Genomic DNA, 17,070 nt, shown 5'->3' with positions numbered 1-17,070 from the left:
AAACGTCGGCGCCAATCGCGCATACCCAAGTCGTCGGATTCAGCGAGCAAATCGGGAAACGGGGGTGCAATCCGCCGAACCGTCGGCGGATGAGGCATTAGAAGCTGTTTTGGGTGCGGCGCGCTTCAGGAGCGGGGCCGCCAGCCTGATAAATGACGACCGCGAGGGTCGAAGCAGGAGGGGACAGGTTCTAAACCGGATTGGAGCATAACGCTACGAGGCGTCTTGCCGGAACGGCTTTCGAGCCGAGCGCGGGGGTGACGCAGGCCGCATTATAAAGAGATTTGCTGCGCTGCGCCACTGATTTGATTGCCGATTGCGGGGCGGCTATCCGGTCAGGACGCCGTGCCGTTCTTCAGCGATTCGACGAGTTCGACATATTGCTGCTTCGCGGCGTCCTTCGACGTGCCTTTCAGCGCTTCCCACGCGTCGTACTTGTACTTGCCGACGATATCGGTGAAGCCCGGCTTGTCGCCGTGCGCGTCGCCGTCGGTCGCTTGCTTGAAGAGCGCGTACAGGCGCAGCAGCGTCAGGTTGCCCGGTCGCTCGGTCAGTTGCTTGACGTCGACCTGGGCCTGGTCGAATTGGGCGGTGAGATCGCTCATCATGTGTTTCCGTAAGGGTTTCGAGTCGGCCGATCTTAACAAGCGCCGCGCCGCGCGGGGTCGAGCGATCCTTCCAAACCGCCGGCCGCGCGTCGCACGCACCTGGATCGGGTCCGATCGCCCGTGGGAGCGGGGCGCCGCATTACAATGTCGGCCATGACGCAAACAGTGCTCCTCGCCATCGATACGTCGACCGAATACTGCTCGGTCGCGCTGCTGCGCTCGGCTCCGGCCGATGACGCCGTTTCCACCCCGCAAACCTGGGTCCGCCACGAACCGACGGGCGCCGTGTCGAGCACGCGTGTGCTGCCGGCCATCCAGGAGCTCTTCGCCGAATCGGGTCTCTCGTTCGCCGACTGCGACGCAATCGCGTTCGGCGCGGGCCCCGGCTCGTTCACCGGGCTGCGTACCGCCACCGGCATTACCCAGGGGCTCGCGTTCGGGCGCGGGCTGCCGGTCGTGCCGGTCAGCACGCTGCTCGCGTGCGCCGAGCACGCGCGGCTGCGCGCGCCCGGCACGACGCGCGTGCTGGCCGCGCTCGATGCGCGGATGGACGAAGCGTACTGGGCCGATTTCGCGTGGGACGACCAGGCGGGCGACTGGCGCACGCTGCATCCGGCGTCGCTCGATGCGCCGGGAGCCGTCGGCGTGCCCGACGTGCCGTTCACGCTCGCGGGCAACGCGGCGGCCGCATTCGGCGCGCAATTGCCGGCTGCCGCCGCGGCAGCCGTGATCGACGGCGACGCGCTGCCGCATGCGCTGGCGGTCGCGCATGCCGCGCTGCGGGCGTTTCGCGCCGGCCGTACGGTGCCGGCCGACCAGGCCGCGCCGGAATACGTGCGCGACAAGGTTGCGCAGACCACCGCCGAGCGCATCGCGGCGCGTGCCGCGCAGACGGGCGGAGCGAAAGGATGACGGGCGTACTGTTGAGCGACCGCTATTTGTCGCCGATGACCGACACCGACCTCGACGAGGTCGTCGCGATCGAGCAGGTCGCGTACGAATTCCCGTGGAGCCGCGGCAACTTCGAGGATTCGCTGCGCAACGGCTATTTCGGCGTGTGCCTGCGGCACGTGACGGGCGCGCTCGTCGGCTATTGCGTGCTGATGCCGGTGATCGACGAGATGCACCTGCTGAACCTGTGCGTCGCCCCGGCCGCCCAGCACGCGGGCGCGGGCCTCGCGCTGCTGCGCGAAGCGGTGCGCATCTCGCGCGCGGAGCGGCTCGACGGCGTGCTGCTCGAGGTGCGGCCGTCGAATCCGCGCGCGATCCATCTGTACGAGCGCTTCGGCTTCGTGACGATCGGCCGGCGCAAGAACTACTATCCGGCGCGGCATCGCGGCCGGGAGGACGCGATCGTGATGCGTCTGACGCTGAACAAGGACGAAGGGGACGCGCATGGCGTGGGCTGAAGCAGCGCTCGAGGAAATGGGTCTCGCGCAGATCTGGGTGCGGCGCGGGCAGCGCGCGGAAAGCGCTGAAGCGGGCGAAACGCCGGCTGCGGCATCCGGCGCGGCGGACGACGCGTCCGCCGTTGCGGTCGCAACCGACGCGGCCAAGCCGCGGCCGGCGCATGACACGCAGCCGCCTGCGCGTGGGGTTCCGCGTGACGATACGCCGCCGGTGGGTGGTGCGGCTCCCAACGCGGCGCCGAGCGGCGAAGCGGGTGCGGGTACGCCCGCGCGAGGCGCGATCGACGACGGCCGTGCGTGCGTCGAGCCCGCGCCGTCCGCGCCGTCCGCCGCTGCGGACGACATGCCGCCGGCCACCGAGGACGATTTCGCGTGGTTCGACGCGGCGCCGCCCGGCGATCCGCTGCCGCCGGACGAATCGCGGCCTGCCGCAACGCCGGTGGCGATGCTCGACTGGGATACGCTCGCCGCACGCGTCGCCGTCTGCACGAGCTGCCGCCTGTGCGAGAAGCGCACCAATACCGTGTTCGGTGTCGGCGATCGTGAAGCGGACTGGATGCTGATCGGCGAAGCGCCGGGCGAGAACGAGGACAAGCAGGGCGAGCCGTTCGTCGGCCAGGCCGGCAAGCTGCTCGACAACATGCTGCAGTCGCTGGCGCTCAAGCGCGGCGAGAACGTCTACATCGCGAACGTGATCAAGTGCCGGCCGCCCGGCAATCGCAACCCCGAACCCGACGAAGTCGCCCGCTGCGAGCCGTACCTGCAGCGCCAGGTCGCGCTCGTGAAGCCGAAGCTGATCGTCGCGCTCGGCCGCTTCGCCGCGCAGACGCTGCTGAAGACGGACGCGAGCATCGCGTCGCTGCGCGGCCGCGTGCACACGTACGAAGGCGTGCCGGTGATCGTCACCTACCACCCGGCGTACCTGCTGCGCAGCCTGCAGGACAAGTCGAAGGCGTGGGCCGACTTGTGCCTTGCGCGCGATACGTTCCAGCAGGCGGGCGACGCCGACGCGACCGGGCCGGTCGCACAATGACGCACGGCGCGGCGTTCGCGTTCGTCGATACGCTGCGCGATGTCGCGGTCCGCGATCTGGGCTGGCTCCTCGCGAGCCCGAGCCTGCTCACCGCGGCGCCCGGCGCGCCGCTCGCGCATCCGTGGTCGGATGCGCCCGAACGGGTGGCCGTCGAAGCGTGGCTCGTCGCGCTCGACGCCGCGCCCGAGCCGTTGCACCGCGCGCTCGACGGGCTGCGGCCGGTGCGGCTCGGACGCTATGCCGAATGCCTGCTCGAATATTTCCTCACGCACGGGCCGTCGCTGCGGCTCGTCGCCGCCAATCTGCCGCTGCGCAGCAACGGCAAGACGCTCGGCGAAGTCGATTTCCTCGTCGATGCGCCGGGCGGGCAACGCCTGCACTGGGAGCTCGCCGTGAAGTGCTACCTGTGCGCGCCGGTGGAGGGCGACGCATCGCTCGCGGATTTCGTCGGTCCGAATCTCGTCGACCGCCTCGACCGCAAGCGCAGCCGGCTGCTCGAGCATCAGTTGCGGTTGAGCGATCGCCACGGGTTTGCGCTGCTCGGCTACGGCGCGCCGTCGGACGCTCAGATGTTCATCAAGGGCTGGCTGTTCTATCCGCACGGTGTGCCGCTGCCGCCGGTCTGCGCGGAAATCGCGGCCGATCATCCGCGCGGCTTCTGGCTGACGCACGCGCAGTGGCCGGCCTGGGCGGCCGCGCAACCCGATGGTGCGGCGTGGAATGTGCTGGCGCGGCTGGCCTGGCTTGCGCCGCGGCGGGCGGCGGCCGATGCTGCGCCCGAACCGCTGGCGAATTCGCTTGCGCTGCCATCCGTCTTGACGGCGCGTCAGGCGCCCACGCTGATCGGCGTGCATCGACAGGACGGCGACGGTGTGTGGCGGGAGACGGCGCGCGGCTTCATCGTGCCGGACGACTGGCCGGCGCGCGCGCAGGCGTTCGCCGCGCAGGAACACTGACGCCGCGTCAGCCGGCGCTTACCACCAGCGATGGAAGTGATGGACCGGGCCGACGCCGTGGCCGACGTCGAGCCGGCCGCTCGCGGCGATCGCGCCGGTCAGGTAGACCTTCGCGTCGCGCACCGCGCTCTCGAGATCCGGCCGCTGCGGCAGCAGCGCGGCGATCGCCGACGACAGCGTGCAGCCCGTGCCGTGCGTGTTGCTGACCGGCACGCGCGTGCCGCCGAGCCGCACCGCATGCGCCGCTTCGACGAGCCAGTCGGGGCTCGCGGCCGCGTCGGGCAGGTGGCCGCCTTTCATCAGCACGGCGTTCGCGCCGGTCTGCAGCAGCGCCCGGCCTTGCCGGACCATGTCGTCCTCGGTCGTCGCGGGCGTGTCGCCGAGCAGGGCGGCCGCTTCGGGCAGGTTCGGCGTGACGACGGTCGCGAGCGGTAGCAGCACGTCGCGCAGCGCGTCGACCGCGTCGGGTGCGAGCAGCGCGTGCGAACTCTTCGACATCATCACCGTATCGAGCACGACGAAGCGCGGCGCGTAACGCCGCAGCGCGTCGGCCACCGCATGGACGATCGCCGCGTTCGCGAGCATGCCGATCTTGACCGCGTCGATGCGGATGTCGTCGAACACCGCGTCGAGCTGCGCGGTCACGAACGCCGCGTCCGGCGCGTGCACGCCGCTCACGCCGCGCGTGTTCTGCGCGGTCAGCGCGGTGATCACGCTCGTGCCGTACGCGCCGAGCGCGGAGAAGGTCTTGAGGTCGGCCTGGATGCCCGCGCCGCCGCCCGAGTCGGAGCCGGCGATCGTCAGGACGTTGGGTATCGGGTGCGTCATGATGGCAAGGCGCCGGTGCGAAGACCGGCGCCGACGGGCGGAAACGAACAGTGTAGCGTCAGTGCCGCGATTCGCCGATCAGCGCGACCGAGTCGAACTGGCGCTGGTTCGCCTGGTGGCGGCGCATCACGAGCCACATCGTCAGGCAGACGAACGTGCCGAACAGCACGATCACGACGCCGACCGGCACGTCGAGCCAGACCAGCACCGCATACAGGCACAGCATCACGAGCACCGACAGGTTCTCGTTGAAGTTCTGCACCGCGATCGAGTGGCCGGCCGACAGCAGCACGTGGCCGCGATGCTGCAGCAGCGCGTTCATCGGAACCACGAAATAGCCGGACAGCGCGCCGACGCCGATCAGGAAGATATACGCGACGATCAGGTACACCGGCAGGCGCAGGTGGCCGAAGTGCACGGCCCAGTGCGCGGGGAACAGGTCGCGCGTGTAGAACGCCATCAGCATGACCGCGATGCCCATGATGATGCCGACGGGCAGAACGGAGAGCGACTTCTTCAGCGGGATGCGCGCGGCGGCGGCGATCGCGCCGCCCGCGACGCCCACCGCGACCACGGCCTGCAGGAGCGCGCCTTCGGACAGCGACATGTTGAGCGAGACTTCAGCCCACTTCAGCACGATGAACTGCAGCGTCGCGCCGGCGCCCCAGAACAGCGTCGTGACCGCGAGCGAGATCTGGCCGAGCTTGTCGCGCCAGAGCACCATGAAACAGTCGGCGAAATCGGTGAGGAGCTTGACCGGGCCGCGCTCCTGCTTCGGGTAGCGCGCGCCGGTATCGGGGATCCGCAGGTTGAACATCGCGGCGATCACGTAGATCGCCATGATGATCGCCATCGCCGCTTCGGCGGGCGTGCTGATCCAGGCGGGCGTGTGCGCGATCACGTGCGACGCGATGTGCGGGCTGATCAGCGCGCCGCCGAGCACGGTGCCGAGAATGATCGAACTGACGGTGGTGCCTTCGATCCAGCCGTTCGCGGCGACGAGCCGGTCGGCCGGCAGCAGCTCGGTCAGGATGCCGTATTTGGCGGGCGAGTAGGCCGCGGCGCCGAACCCGACGATCCCGTACGCGATCAGCGGGTGGGCGCCGAACAGCATGATCAGGCAGCCGACCACCTTGATCGAATTCGTGATGAACATCACGCGCCCCTTCGGACGCGAATCGGCGAACGCACCCACATAAGCCGCCAGCACCACATAGGACAACACGAAGAACAGCTTGAGCAGCGGTGTCATCCAGTTGGGGGCGTGAAGGTCTTTCAGCAGGGCGATGGCGGCGATGAGAAGCGCATTGTCGGCCAGCGACGAGAAAAACTGCGCGGCCATGATGGTGTAAAAACCTTTTTTCATCTGATGCGATGCTTTCGTCGCTGCGGCAGGGCCGCGTAGGCCGCCTGGTATGCGATCGGCTTATTCCGTTCGAAATGGGTTGTGCGCACGGCTTTATAACACGAAAATACGGCAATTCGGACTAGCAAGATTCCCCGATCGTTCCGCAAATTGTCGGCTTCGGTGCTCAAAAGGCGCGGTAAGCTGATGATTCGCAAGCGTCTTTACGTAAATTTCCCATGCCGCGCCCGATCTCCGCCACCATCCATACCGCCGCTCTCGCGAACAATCTCTCCGTCGTCCGCCGGTTCGCCGGCCCGTCCAAGGTCTGGACGGTCGTCAAGGCCAACGCGTACGGCCACGGTCTCGCGCGCGTGTTTCCCGGCCTGCGCGGCACCGACGGCTTCGGTCTGCTCGACCTCGACGAGGCCGTGAAGCTGCGCGAGCTTGGGTGGGCCGGCCCGATCCTGCTGCTCGAGGGGTTCTTCCGCTCGACCGACATCGACGTGATCGACCGCTACAGCCTGACGACCACCGTCCACAACGACGAGCAGATGCGGATGCTGGAGACGGCGCGCCTGTCGAAGCCCGTCAACGTGCAGCTCAAGATGAACAGCGGCATGAACCGGCTCGGCTATGCGCCGGAGAAATACCGCGCCGCGTGGGAGCGCGCCCGGGCGTGCCCCGGGATCGGCCAGATCACGTTGATGACCCATTTTTCGGACGCCGACAACGAGCGCGGCGTCGCCGAGCAGCTCGCGACGTTCGAGCGCGGCGCGGAAAACATCGCCGGCGCGCGCAGCCTCGCGAATTCGGCGGCCGTGCTGTGGCATCCGGATACGCACTTCGACTGGGTGCGGCCGGGAATCATGCTCTACGGCGCGTCGCCGTCGGGACTGTCGGCCGACATCGCCGACACGGGGCTGAAGCCCGCGATGACGCTCTCGTCCGAGCTGATCGCGGTGCAGACGATCGCGAAGGGGCAGGCGATCGGCTATGGCTCGACGTTCTCCGCACCGGCCCAGATGCGCGTCGGCGTCGTCGCGTGCGGCTACGCGGACGGCTATTCGCGCGTCGCGCCCGAAGGCACGCCGGTGATCGTCGACGGCATCCGCACGCGCATCGTCGGCCGCGTGTCGATGGACATGATCACCGTCGACCTCACCCCGTGCCCGCAGGCCGGGGTCGGCGCGCGGGTCGAGCTGTGGGGCAACGCGCTGCCGATCGACGATGTCGCGCGCCATTGCGGGACCATCGGCTATGAACTGATGTGCGCGGTCGCCGGGCGCGTACCGGTGCGCGCGGAATAAGGGCGGCACGCGTGGCGAAACAGAAAACCGTCTATGTCTGCAGCGAATGCGGCGGACAAACCCCGAAGTGGCAGGGGCAATGCCCGTCGTGCCAGGCCTGGAACACCCTCGTCGAATCGGTCGCCGAGTCGCCGGCCGCCCATCGCTTCCAGTCGCTCGCGAAGCGGGCGCCGGTGCAGCGGCTCGTCGACATCGAGGCCGCCGACGTGCCGCGCTTCTCCACCGGCATCGGCGAATTCGATCGCGTGCTGGGTGGCGGGCTGGTCCCGGGAGGCGTCGTGCTGATCGGCGGCGATCCGGGCATCGGCAAGTCGACGCTGCTGCTGCAGTCGCTCGCGGACATCGCGAACGAGCGGCGCGCACTCTATATCAGCGGTGAGGAATCGGCCGCGCAGATCGCGTTGCGCGCGCAACGGCTCGCGCTGCTCGACGGCGGCGCGCCGGCGGCCGAGCTGAAGCTGCTCGCCGAGATCCAGCTCGAGAAGATCCAGGCCGCGATCGACGCGGAACGGCCGGACGTCGCCGTCATCGACTCGATCCAGACCGTCTATTCCGAAGCGCTGACGTCGGCGCCCGGCTCGGTCGCGCAGGTGCGCGAGTGCGCGGCGCAGCTCACGCGCATCGCGAAGCAGTCCGGCACCGCGATCATCATGGTCGGGCACGTGACGAAGGAGGGCAACCTCGCCGGCCCGCGCGTGCTCGAGCACATCGTCGACACGGTGCTGTACTTCGAGGGCGACACCCATTCGTCGTTCCGGCTCGTGCGCGCGTTCAAGAACCGCTTCGGCGCGGTCAACGAGCTCGGCGTGTTCGCGATGACCGAGCGCGGGCTGCGCGGCGTCGCGAACCCGTCCGCGCTGTTCCTGTCGCAGCACGAGCAGGTCGTGCCGGGTTCGTGCGTGCTCGTCACGCAGGAGGGCACGCGCCCGCTGCTCGTCGAAGTCCAGGCACTCGTCGATACGGCTCACGTGCCGAACCCGCGCCGGCTCGCGGTCGGCCTCGAGCAGAACCGGCTCGCGATGCTGCTCGCGGTGCTGCACCGGCACGCGGGCATCGCGTGTTTCGATCAGGACGTGTTCCTGAACGCGGTCGGCGGCGTGAAGATCACCGAACCGGCTGCTGACGTCGCCGTGCTGCTTGCAATCCATTCGTCGATGCGTAACAAGGCGCTGCCGAAGGGCCTGATCGTATTCGGCGAGGTGGGGCTGGCGGGCGAGATCCGGCCGTCCCCGCGTGGCCAGGAACGGCTGCGCGAGGCCGCGAAGCTCGGCTTCACGGCCGCGCTGATCCCCAAGGCGAATGCGCCGAAGCAGCCGATCGAAGGGCTGAACGTGATGGCCGTGGAGCGGATCGAGCAGGCGATCGACCGCGTGCGCGATCTTGAATGACCGCGCGTGGCCGGCACCCGCGCGTGGCGGCCGGCCACGATCTGTCGCGTAATTCGTTGTAAAGAATATGTAGGCTCCTGTAACCCGGCGGACATCGCTTTTCCCTATCCTTTGCCGGATTGTCGAACCGCAATGGAAGGGAACCTATGTTGAAACAGTATGGGGATGCGGCCAGCGGACGCCTTTACAACCTGCGCGGCTGCCGCGTATCGGAGCCGATCGTTCACCCGTGGGGCGGCGGATGCCGGATCGTCGAGTGGATCGACGAAGAAGGGCGCCTCGCACGCCGGGTCGTGTCCGAGGACGTGACGGAAGCGGAAGTCGCCGCGGCGATCCGCCAGCCGACCGAAGGGCGGCGTCACCTGATGGACGATGACGAGCAGCTGCCGCGCGATACGTTGCCGCGGCGTTGAGCGGGCGGCGTACGGCCGACCCGACAACGACAGTCATACCTGCAATGAAGAGGCCGGGCCAGGGCGCCCGGCCTTGTCTTTTACGGGCCGGATGCAGCCGCCCCGGTTCGTCGGGTATTGACGCCGCCGTGGATGCCGCGCCACCGATCAAGCGACCGGCCGACGGCGCCCGGGCCGCGTTCAGCCGATCTGCTCGAGCTCTTCGTGAAGGGCGAGCCAGTCGGCCTCGACTGTCTCGAGCCGGGTATTGACCTCGCCGAGCTTGCGGATCGCTTCGGTCAGCTCCGTCTTGCGCGTGGCCTCGTAGCTTGCCGGATCGGCGACGAACGTGTCGAGGCGTGCCTTCTCCGCGTGCAGCGTTTCCATTTCCTTTTCGAGCTTCGTGATGCGGTTCTGCAGCGGCCTTTTCAGCTGCGACAGGCGCTGACGCTCCTCGGCCGCCTGGCGCTTCTGATCCTTGCGGTTGACGCCCGTGTCGGCGCCCGTCGCCGCCGCGCCGTCGGCCTTCGCGGCCGCGCGCTGCTCGGCCGCGTGCTGCAGCAGCCAGTCGCGGTAATCGTCGAGGTCGCCGTCGAACGGCTGCAGGCGGTGCTTCGCGACGAGCATGAACTGGTCGGTGGTCGCGCGCAGCAGGTGGCGGTCGTGCGAGACGAGGATCAGCGTGCCTTCGAACTGCGCAAGCGCCATCGTCAGCGCGTGACGCGTTTCGAGGTCGAGGTGGTTGGTCGGCTCGTCGAGCAGCAGCAGGTTCGGCTTCTGCCAGATGATCAGCGCAAGCGCGAGCCGCGCTTTCTCGCCGCCGGAGAACGGGCCGACCGGGCTCGTCGCCATGTCGCCGGAGAAATTGAAGCCGCCGAGAAAGTCGCGCAGTTCCTGCTCGCGCGTGTCGGGTGCGAGCCGCGCGAGATGCGCGAGCGGCGAATCGTCCTCGCGCAGCGTTTCGAGCTGGTGCTGCGCGAAATAGCCGATCGTCAGGCCTTTGCCGTCGCGCACGTGGCCCGATAGCGGTGCGAGTGTGCCGGCCAGCGTCTTGATCAGCGTCGACTTACCCTGGCCGTTCGCGCCGAGCAGGCCGATGCGCTGGCCGTTCTGGATCGACAGCGCCACGCGTTCGACGATCGGGATGTCCGTGCCGTCGTCGGCATGGTAGCCGCAGCGGACGTCTTCCATCACCATCATCGGGTTCGGCGCGGCGTCGGGCGTGCGGAACTCGAACGTGAACGGCGACGCGATGTGCGCGGGCGCGATCAGTTCCATCTTCTCGAGCGCCTTCATCCGGCTCTGCGCCTGCTTGGCCTTGGTCGCCTTGGCCTTGAAGCGGTCGACGAAGCTCTGCAGGTGCTCGATCGTCTTCTGCTGCTTTTCGTATGCGTTTTGCTGCAGCGCAAGCTGCTGCGCACGCAGCACTTCGAATTGCGAGTAGTTGCCGCCGTAGCGCTTGACCTGGCGATTTTCCAGATGCAGCGTGACGTTGCAGATCGAGTCGAGGAATTCGCGGTCGTGCGAGATCACGACGAGCGTGCCGGCGTAGCGGTGCAGCCAATCTTCGAGCCAGACGATCGCGTCGAGGTCCAGGTGGTTGGTCGGTTCGTCGAGCAGCAGCAGGTCGGAGCGGCACATCAGCGCCTGCGCGAGGTTCAGGCGCATGCGCCAGCCGCCGGAGAAGCTGGCGACCGACTCGCGCGTCTGCGCGAGCGTGAAGCCGAGGCCGAGCAGCAGGGCTTCGGCGCGCGCCGGTGCGGTATAGCCGTCGGCGTCGGCGAACGCCGCGTGCGCGTCGGCTTCGGCTGCGCCGTCATGCGCGGCCGATGCGACGGCGATGCGTGCTTCGATCTCGCGCAGCGCGGTGTCGCCGTCGAGCGTGTAGTCGAGGGCCGAGCGGTCGACCGCCGGCGTTTCCTGCGACACGTGGGCGATCCGCCACGACGGCGGCATCGAGAAATCGCCGGCGTCGGAATGCAGCTCGCCGCGCAGGACCGAGAACAGCGTCGATTTGCCGGCGCCGTTCGCGCCGATCAGGCCGGCCTTTTCACCGGGATTGAGCACGAACGATGCTGACTCGAACAGCGGTTTGGTGCCTCGAGCAAGGCTGAACTGATTGAAACGGATCACGGCGGGAATGACTGACGAAAACCGCTATTCTAGACTGCGCGCGCGTCGCTCCGGATATCGGCCGAACGGCCGGTGCCGCAACGGCGCGATTTCGCCTAGACTCCACGTCGTTCCGGTCTCATGAAAGGAGTGCCCGATGTCCACCCTGTATTCCTTCAGCGCGGAGACGCTCGCCGGTGAGCCGGCGTCGCTCGATGCGTATCGCGGCAAGGTGCTGCTGATCGTCAATACCGCGAGCGAGTGCGGTTTCACGCCGCAGTATGCGGGCCTGCAGAAGCTGTACGACCAGTACGCGGAGCGCGGCTTCTTCGTGCTCGGCTTTCCATGCAACCAGTTCGGCAAGCAGGAGCCGGGCGACGCCGCGCAGATCGGCGCGTTCTGCGAGCGCAACTACGGCGTCACGTTCCCGATGTTCGCGAAGGTCGACGTGAAGGGCGACCATGCGCATCCGCTGTACCGCTATCTGACCGACGAGGCGCCTGGCATTCTCGGCCTGAAGGCGATCAAGTGGAATTTCACGAAATTCCTGGTCGACCGCGACGGGCGGATCGTCAAGCGCTATGCGCCGTCGACGAAGCCCGAGGAAATCGCCGCGGATATCGACAAGCTGCTGTAACGCCGAGAAGCGGCGAGCGGGGCGAGCGGGGCGTCCGGACCGAACGGGCCGCGACCGCGGTGCCGGGCCGGACGGTGCGAAAGGGTGCCGCCATCCGGGCGGTGCCGGGCTGGCGCTCGCGCGAGCGCGACGGGCGCGCTACAGGATGGGGGCGAACAGGCGGGCGACGTGCATGGCGATGCGCCGCCACGCGGGCGAGTGCCGATACTCGTTCGCATCGACCTCGTAGGCCTGCGCGAAATCGGCGTCGAGCATGGCCTCGACTTCGTCGGCGAACGCGCGATCGACGGTCAGCACCATGATTTCGAAGTTCAGCCGGAACGAGCGGTTGTCGAGATTCGCGCTGCCGACCGCGGCCGCGATGCGGTCGATCAGCACGACTTTCTGGTGCAGGAAGCCGGGCCGGTAGCGGAACACCTTGACGCCTGCGTCGATGAGATCGCGTGCATAGAGCTTCGACGCCTCGAACACGACGTAGTGGTCGCGCCGGCACGGGATAAGGATGCGCACGTCGACGCCGCGCATCACCGCGAGCTTCAGCGCGGCGATCACCGCTTCGTCGGGTATGAGATACGGTGTCGTGATCCACACCCGTTCCTGCGCGGCGTTGATCGCCCCGACGAAGAACAGCGAGCCGGTTTCCTGCTTGTCGGCCGGCCCCATCGGCACGGCGAGGCAATGCATCGCGTCGCCGGGCAGCGCCTCCGGCGGCGCGGCGAGCGGCGGAAGCGTCTGCGTGGCCCAGTGCCAGTCTTCGGCGAACACGTACTGAATGCTGGCGACCACCGGGCCGCGGATTTCGATATGGGTGTCGCGCCACGGCGACAGGCGCCGGTTCGCGCCGAGATATTCGACGCCGACGTTATGTCCGCCGACGAACGCGCGATTGCCGTCGACGACGACGATCTTGCGATGGTTGCGGAAGTTGAGCTGGAAGCGGTTGACGAACTTGCGGTGGGTCGCGAACGGGTGGACCTCGACGCCGCCGCGGCGCAGCGTGTCGACGTAGCTGTGCGGCAGGTCGAAGCAGCCGATGCTGTCGTACAGCAGGTAGCAGCGCACGCCGGCGGCCGCGCGTGCGAGCAGCGCGTCGCGCAGCATCAGGCCGAGCGCGTCGACGCGCACGATGAAGAACTGGACGAACACGTAATCGCGCGCCGAGTCGATCGCCGACAGGATCGCCGAGAAGGTCGCATCGCCGTTGACGAGCGTGCGCACCGAATTGCCGCCGACGAATGGCATCCCGCCGAGCCGCGTGAGCGCGAGCACGGCAGCCCGGCCGATCGCGTCGGCCGCCGGCCCGTTGGTTGCGTCCGCATCGAGCCACGGCGCGCGCGGCGTGTGCGTGCGCAACGCTTCCATTTCGTGGCGCCGCGCGTCGACGTAGCCGGAGAACTTGCTGCGACCGAGGAACAGGTAGGGGATGAGCGTCAGGTACGGCATCGCGGCGAGCGACACGGCCCACGCGATCGCGCCTTGCGACGTGCGCGTGTTCAGGAGCGCGTGACACGCCGCGATGATCCCGAGCACATGGACGGCCAGGATCAGGGTGCCGAGATGTAGCCAGTCGAGGGTCATGGGCGCGTGACGGACTCCTGAGGTCGTGCGGCGCGACGGCCGCTTACGCGCATCTTACCCAACCGTGCGGGACAGCGGTTTGCCGTACCGCACGGCCGCGGCCGCGGCGCGCCGTCAGGCCTTGCGCGGCAGGTCCGACGCCTGGATCAGGAACACCGTGTCGTCACCCGCGCTGGTGGGCAGCCATGTCAGTTCGAGGCCGCCGAACGCGGCTTCGACGTGCTCGCGCTCGTTGCCGATCTCGACGACGAGCACGCCGTCGTCGTGCAGCCACTTGTGCGCTTCCGAGATGATGCGCCGCACGATGTCCATTCCGTCCTCGCCGCCCGCGAGCGCCATCTCCGGCTCGTGCCGATACTCGGGCGGCAGGGCTGCCATCGACGTCGCGTTCACGTACGGCGGGTTCGTCAGGATCACGTCGTAGCGCGCGTCGGGTTCCGCGCGGAACGCGGGCAGCGGCGCATAGAGGTCGCCACGATGCAGCGTGATGCGCTCGTCGAGGCCATAGTCGCGCACGTTGATCCGGGCGACTTCGAGTGCGTTGTCGGACAGGTCGACCGCGTCGATCTCGGCATTCGGGAACGCGCTCGCGGCGAGGATCGCGAGGCAGCCGGAGCCGGTGCACAGCTCGAGCACCGCGCCGACCTGCTCGGGGTCGGCGACATACGGCTGCAGCCCGTCGTCGAGCAGCTCGCCGATGAACGAGCGCGGCACGATCACGCGCTCGTCGACGTAGAAGCGGTGGCCGTGCATCCACGCTTCATGCGTGAGGTACGCGGCCGGCACGCGTTCGGTCGCGCGCCGTTCGATCACCGCGAGCACGGCCGCGATTTCATCGGGCAGCAGCCGCGCATCGAGGAACGGCTCGAGCGTGTCGAGCGGCAGGTCGAGCGTGTGCAGCACGAGGTAGGCGGCTTCGTCGTACGCGTTGTCCGAGCCGTGGCCGAATGCGAGCTGGGCCTTCGAGAAGCGCGTGACCGCGTAGCGCAGCAGGTCGCGAATAGTTGCAAATGGTGTCGTCATGCGAGGCTCCGTCAGGCGATCAGTTGTTCGAGCACGCGTCGGTACACGTTCTTCAGTGGGTCGACGAAGCGCACGTCGATGTGCTCGTCGATCTTGTGGATGCTGCCGTTCGGCGGCCCGAACTCGATCACCTGCGGGCAGATGCGCGCGATGAAGCGTCCATCGGACGTGCCGCCCGTCGTCGACAGCTCGGTCGTGAGGCCGGTCTCGGCGCGGATCGCGTTCTCCAGCGCGTTCGACAGGTCGCCGCGCGGCGTGAGGAACGGCAGGCCGCTCACCGACCACTTCAGCGTGTAGTCGAGGCCGTGCTTGTCGAGGATCGCATGCACGCGTGCCTGCAGGCCCTCGACGGTGCTCGCCGTCGAAAAACGGAAGTTGAACATCAGGTCCGCATGGCCGGGGATCACGTTGGTCGCGCCGGTGCCGGCATGCAGGTTCGACACCTGCCAGGTGGTCGGCGGGAAGTATTCGTTGCCTTCGTCCCACTGTTCGGCGGCGAGCTCGGCGAGCGCCGGCGCGAGCAGGTGGATCGGGTTCTTCGCGAGGTGCGGGTACGCGATGTGGCCCTGCACGCCCTTGACGACCAGTTCGCCCGACATCGAGCCGCGACGGCCGTTCTTCACGACGTCGCCCAGCTCCGTGGTCGAGGTCGGCTCGCCGACGATGCAGTAGTCGAGGCGTTCGCCGCGCGCTTCGAGCAATTCGACGACCTTCACGGTGCCGTCGGTGGCCGGGCCTTCCTCGTCGCTCGTGATCAGGAACGCGATCGCGCCGCGGTGGCCGGGATGGGCCGCGACGAACTCCTCGGAGGCGACGACGAACGCCGCGAGCGACGTCTTCATGTCGGCCGCGCCGCGGCCGTACAGCTTGCCGTCGCGATGCGCGGGGATGAACGGCGGCGAGGTCCACTGCTCGAGCGGGCCGGTCGGCACGACGTCGGTGTGGCCCGCGAACGCGAGCAGCTTGCCGTCGCGGCCGTCGGCGCCGCGCTTGACGGCCCACAGGTTGGTCACGCCGTGCGACGGGATGGTCTCGCATTCGAAGCCGAGCCTGGCGAGGCGCTCGGTCATGATCTGCTGGCAATGCTGGTCGTCGGGCGTGACGGACGCGCGGGCGATCAGCTGTTCGGTAAGGGCTAGGGTGGCGGACATGGTTCGGACCACTTTCGATAAAAAATGCCGGCGCGGTGGCCGGCAGTGACGAGACGTCGGGCTGCACCCGCGGGCGCAGCGCGGGCGGCCCTAGGCGGCAAACAGCGCCGCGTACTGATCGGCCACGAAGCCGAGCGATTTCACGCGGCCGTTGACGACGAGCACGGGACGCTTGATGACCGACGGCTTGTGGATCATCAGCGCGACCGCGCCGGACCGCGTTTCCGCGGCCGCCTTCATCGCATCGTCCAGGCCGCGCCACGTCGTGCCGCGCTTGTTCACGAGCGCGTCGAGCGACACGTCCTTCAGCCAGTCCTCGACGAGCGGCGCGCTGACGCCGAGCTTCTTGAAGTCGTGGAACTCGAACTCGACGCCGTGATCGTCGAGCCACACGCGGGCCTTCTTCACGGTGTCGCAGTTCGGAATGCCGTAGACGACCACGGTGCGTGGCTTGGCCATCAGTCGCCTCGCAGCAGCTCGTTCAGGCCGACCTTCGCGCGGGTCTTCGCGTCGACTTTCTTCACGATTACCGCGCAGTACAGGCTGTGCGAGCCGTCCTTCGACGGGAGGTTGCCGGCCACGACGACCGAGCCGGCCGGGATGCGGCCGTAGCTGACTTCGCCCGTTTCGCGATCGTAGATCTTGGTGCTCTGGCCGAGGTACACGCCCATCGAGATCACCGAGTTCTCCTCGACGATCACGCCTTCGACGACTTCCGAGCGCGCGCCGATGAAGCAGTTGTCCTCGATGATGACGGGATTCGCCTGCAGCGGTTCGAGCACGCCGCCGATGCCGACGCCGCCCGACAGGTGCACGTTCTTGCCGATCTGCGCGCACGAACCGACCGTGGCCCACGTGTCGACCATCGTGCCTTCGTCGACGTACGCGCCGATGTTGGTGTACGACGGCATCAGCACGACGTTCTTCGCGATGAACGAGCCGCGGCGCGCGATGGCCGGCGGCACGACGCGGAAGCCGCCCGCGGCGAAGTCTTCCGCGGTGTAGTTCGCGAACTTCGACGGCACCTTGTCGTAGAACTGCGAGTAGCCGCCGGCCGGCATCGGCGCGTTGTCCTCCAGGCGGAACGACAGCAGCACGGCCTTCTTCAGCCACTGGTGGACCGTCCAGTTGCCGTCGATTTTCTCGGCGACGCGCAGTGCACCCTTGTCGAGTTGCTCGATCGCGTGAGCGACGGCCTCGCGGACGTCGGCGGGCGCGGCCTTCGGCGACAGCTCGGCGCGGTTTTCCCAGGCGGTATCGATGATTTGCTGAAGTTGTTGCGACATGTTCGTTTTCGCAG

The 17,070-nt window shown here is 68.2% G+C and carries 17 protein-coding genes; 8 read left to right on the top strand and 9 right to left on the bottom strand.

The genetic code is table 11. The features are described from left to right. Positions 1 to 335: 335 nt before the first annotated feature. The gene (locus tag SB786_RS07415; protein ID WP_410726939.1) at positions 336 to 605 is read right to left on the bottom strand and encodes an acyl-CoA-binding protein; all 270 of its coding nucleotides are present in this window, start codon (positions 603 to 605) and stop codon (positions 336 to 338) included. Positions 606 to 752: 147 nt separating this feature from the next. Here SB786_RS07415 and tsaB point away from each other — a divergent pair, with 147 nt between their 5' ends. The 4 genes from tsaB to SB786_RS07395 are packed head-to-tail and all read left to right on the top strand — an operon-like array spanning position 753 to position 4,006. Beyond that, the gene (tsaB, locus tag SB786_RS07410; protein WP_410726938.1) at positions 753 to 1,520 is read left to right on the top strand and encodes a tRNA (adenosine(37)-N6)-threonylcarbamoyltransferase complex dimerization subunit type 1 TsaB; all 768 of its coding nucleotides are present in this window, start codon (positions 753 to 755) and stop codon (positions 1,518 to 1,520) included. Beyond that, entirely contained in the window at positions 1,517 to 2,017 is a 501-nt protein-coding gene (gene rimI, locus SB786_RS07405) for a ribosomal protein S18-alanine N-acetyltransferase (protein WP_006762477.1), read from the top strand. The genes tsaB and rimI overlap by 4 nt, the downstream gene beginning before the upstream one ends. After that, positions 2,004 to 3,050 (top strand): uracil-DNA glycosylase family protein, encoded by a 1,047-nt coding sequence (locus SB786_RS07400; RefSeq protein ID WP_410726937.1) that lies wholly within the window; start codon positions 2,004 to 2,006, stop codon positions 3,048 to 3,050. The genes rimI and SB786_RS07400 overlap by 14 nt, the downstream gene beginning before the upstream one ends. Next, positions 3,047 to 4,006 carry a DUF1853 family protein gene (locus SB786_RS07395; protein ID WP_410726936.1) on the top strand — a complete coding sequence of 320 codons (960 nt, stop codon included), beginning with the start codon at positions 3,047 to 3,049 and terminating at the stop codon, positions 4,004 to 4,006. The genes SB786_RS07400 and SB786_RS07395 overlap by 4 nt, the downstream gene beginning before the upstream one ends. Positions 4,007 to 4,024: 18 nt before the next feature. Here SB786_RS07395 and thiD read toward each other — a convergent pair whose 3' ends face one another. Together thiD and lplT are read right to left on the bottom strand one after the other, a co-directional pair. Next, on the bottom strand, positions 4,025 to 4,834 hold the full coding sequence (thiD, locus tag SB786_RS07390; RefSeq protein ID WP_410726935.1) for a bifunctional hydroxymethylpyrimidine kinase/phosphomethylpyrimidine kinase: 810 nt from the start codon (positions 4,832 to 4,834) through the stop codon (positions 4,025 to 4,027). Between the two features lie 58 nt (positions 4,835 to 4,892). Then, on the bottom strand, positions 4,893 to 6,200 hold the full coding sequence (gene lplT / locus SB786_RS07385) for a lysophospholipid transporter LplT (RefSeq protein WP_166724917.1): 1,308 nt from the start codon (positions 6,198 to 6,200) through the stop codon (positions 4,893 to 4,895). Positions 6,201 to 6,418: 218 nt separating this feature from the next. On the opposite strand from lplT, the gene alr reads away from it, so the two are divergent. From alr to SB786_RS07370, 3 genes are all read left to right on the top strand, one after another. Continuing rightward, on the top strand, positions 6,419 to 7,489 hold the full coding sequence (alr, locus tag SB786_RS07380) for an alanine racemase (RefSeq protein WP_410726934.1): 1,071 nt from the start codon (positions 6,419 to 6,421) through the stop codon (positions 7,487 to 7,489). A gap of 11 nt (positions 7,490 to 7,500) precedes the next feature. Then, positions 7,501 to 8,877, top strand: a complete 1,377-nt coding sequence (gene radA, locus SB786_RS07375; RefSeq protein WP_012364148.1) for a DNA repair protein RadA — start codon at positions 7,501 to 7,503, stop codon at positions 8,875 to 8,877. A 146-nt stretch (positions 8,878 to 9,023) separates the two neighbouring features. After that, positions 9,024 to 9,290 (top strand): DUF2866 domain-containing protein, encoded by a 267-nt coding sequence (locus tag SB786_RS07370; protein ID WP_006759630.1) that lies wholly within the window; start codon positions 9,024 to 9,026, stop codon positions 9,288 to 9,290. Positions 9,291 to 9,470: 180 nt separating this feature from the next. Here SB786_RS07370 and SB786_RS07365 read toward each other — a convergent pair whose 3' ends face one another. Then, positions 9,471 to 11,402 (bottom strand): ATP-binding cassette domain-containing protein, encoded by a 1,932-nt coding sequence (locus tag SB786_RS07365; protein ID WP_410726933.1) that lies wholly within the window; start codon positions 11,400 to 11,402, stop codon positions 9,471 to 9,473. Between the two features lie 136 nt (positions 11,403 to 11,538). Here SB786_RS07365 and SB786_RS07360 point away from each other — a divergent pair, with 136 nt between their 5' ends. Then, on the top strand, positions 11,539 to 12,018 hold the full coding sequence (locus SB786_RS07360) for a glutathione peroxidase (RefSeq protein ID WP_410726932.1): 480 nt from the start codon (positions 11,539 to 11,541) through the stop codon (positions 12,016 to 12,018). A gap of 138 nt (positions 12,019 to 12,156) precedes the next feature. Here SB786_RS07360 and cls read toward each other — a convergent pair whose 3' ends face one another. From cls to dapD, 5 genes are all read right to left on the bottom strand, one after another. After that, entirely contained in the window at positions 12,157 to 13,596 is a 1,440-nt protein-coding gene (cls, locus tag SB786_RS07355; RefSeq protein WP_410726931.1) for a cardiolipin synthase, read from the bottom strand. A gap of 114 nt (positions 13,597 to 13,710) precedes the next feature. Further along, positions 13,711 to 14,619, bottom strand: coding sequence for a 50S ribosomal protein L3 N(5)-glutamine methyltransferase (gene prmB, locus SB786_RS07350; protein WP_006759626.1), 909 nt, complete (start codon positions 14,617 to 14,619; stop codon positions 13,711 to 13,713). Positions 14,620 to 14,630: 11 nt separating this feature from the next. Continuing rightward, positions 14,631 to 15,770, bottom strand: a complete 1,140-nt coding sequence (dapE, locus tag SB786_RS07345) for a succinyl-diaminopimelate desuccinylase (protein WP_410726930.1) — start codon at positions 15,768 to 15,770, stop codon at positions 14,631 to 14,633. 90 nt (positions 15,771 to 15,860) lie between these two features. Further along, on the bottom strand, positions 15,861 to 16,229 hold the full coding sequence (locus SB786_RS07340; protein ID WP_006759624.1) for an ArsC family reductase: 369 nt from the start codon (positions 16,227 to 16,229) through the stop codon (positions 15,861 to 15,863). After that, positions 16,229 to 17,056: a 2,3,4,5-tetrahydropyridine-2,6-dicarboxylate N-succinyltransferase gene (dapD, locus tag SB786_RS07335; protein WP_006478479.1), complete on the bottom strand. Its 828-nt coding sequence runs from the start codon at positions 17,054 to 17,056 to the stop codon at positions 16,229 to 16,231. Before dapD ends, SB786_RS07340 begins: the two co-directional genes overlap by 1 nt. Positions 17,057 to 17,070 lie beyond the last annotated feature (14 nt).

The sequence above is a fragment of the Burkholderia sp. SIMBA_062 genome, from assembly GCF_046534765.1.
Taxonomy (GTDB): Bacteria; Pseudomonadota; Gammaproteobacteria; order Burkholderiales; family Burkholderiaceae; genus Burkholderia; species Burkholderia ambifaria.
The sequence above is the reverse complement of the archived record's forward strand: the minus strand, read 5'-3'. Positions and strand labels throughout refer to the sequence as shown.

Excerpts from the sequence above, each read along its gene's own strand:
- dapD (WP_006478479.1), bottom strand. The coding sequence starts at position 17,056 with ATGTCGCAACAACTTCAGCAAATCATCGATACCGCCTGGGAAAACCGC.
- thiD (WP_410726935.1), bottom strand. The coding sequence starts at position 4,834 with ATGACGCACCCGATACCCAACGTCCTGACGATCGCCGGCTCCGACTCG.
- rimI (WP_006762477.1), top strand. The coding sequence starts at position 1,517 with ATGACGGGCGTACTGTTGAGCGACCGCTATTTGTCGCCGATGACCGAC.
- SB786_RS07395 (WP_410726936.1), top strand. The coding sequence starts at position 3,047 with ATGACGCACGGCGCGGCGTTCGCGTTCGTCGATACGCTGCGCGATGTC.
- dapE (WP_410726930.1), bottom strand. The coding sequence starts at position 15,770 with ATGTCCGCCACCCTAGCCCTTACCGAACAGCTGATCGCCCGCGCGTCC.
- cls (WP_410726931.1), bottom strand. The coding sequence starts at position 13,596 with ATGACCCTCGACTGGCTACATCTCGGCACCCTGATCCTGGCCGTCCAT.
- prmB (WP_006759626.1), bottom strand. The coding sequence starts at position 14,619 with ATGACGACACCATTTGCAACTATTCGCGACCTGCTGCGCTACGCGGTC.
- SB786_RS07340 (WP_006759624.1), bottom strand. The coding sequence starts at position 16,229 with ATGGCCAAGCCACGCACCGTGGTCGTCTACGGCATTCCGAACTGCGAC.
- SB786_RS07370 (WP_006759630.1), top strand. The coding sequence starts at position 9,024 with ATGTTGAAACAGTATGGGGATGCGGCCAGCGGACGCCTTTACAACCTG.
- tsaB (WP_410726938.1), top strand. The coding sequence starts at position 753 with ATGTCGGCCATGACGCAAACAGTGCTCCTCGCCATCGATACGTCGACC.
- SB786_RS07360 (WP_410726932.1), top strand. The coding sequence starts at position 11,539 with ATGTCCACCCTGTATTCCTTCAGCGCGGAGACGCTCGCCGGTGAGCCG.
- SB786_RS07400 (WP_410726937.1), top strand. The coding sequence starts at position 2,004 with ATGGCGTGGGCTGAAGCAGCGCTCGAGGAAATGGGTCTCGCGCAGATC.
- SB786_RS07415 (WP_410726939.1), bottom strand. The coding sequence starts at position 605 with ATGAGCGATCTCACCGCCCAATTCGACCAGGCCCAGGTCGACGTCAAG.
- alr (WP_410726934.1), top strand. The coding sequence starts at position 6,419 with ATGCCGCGCCCGATCTCCGCCACCATCCATACCGCCGCTCTCGCGAAC.
- lplT (WP_166724917.1), bottom strand. The coding sequence starts at position 6,200 with ATGAAAAAAGGTTTTTACACCATCATGGCCGCGCAGTTTTTCTCGTCG.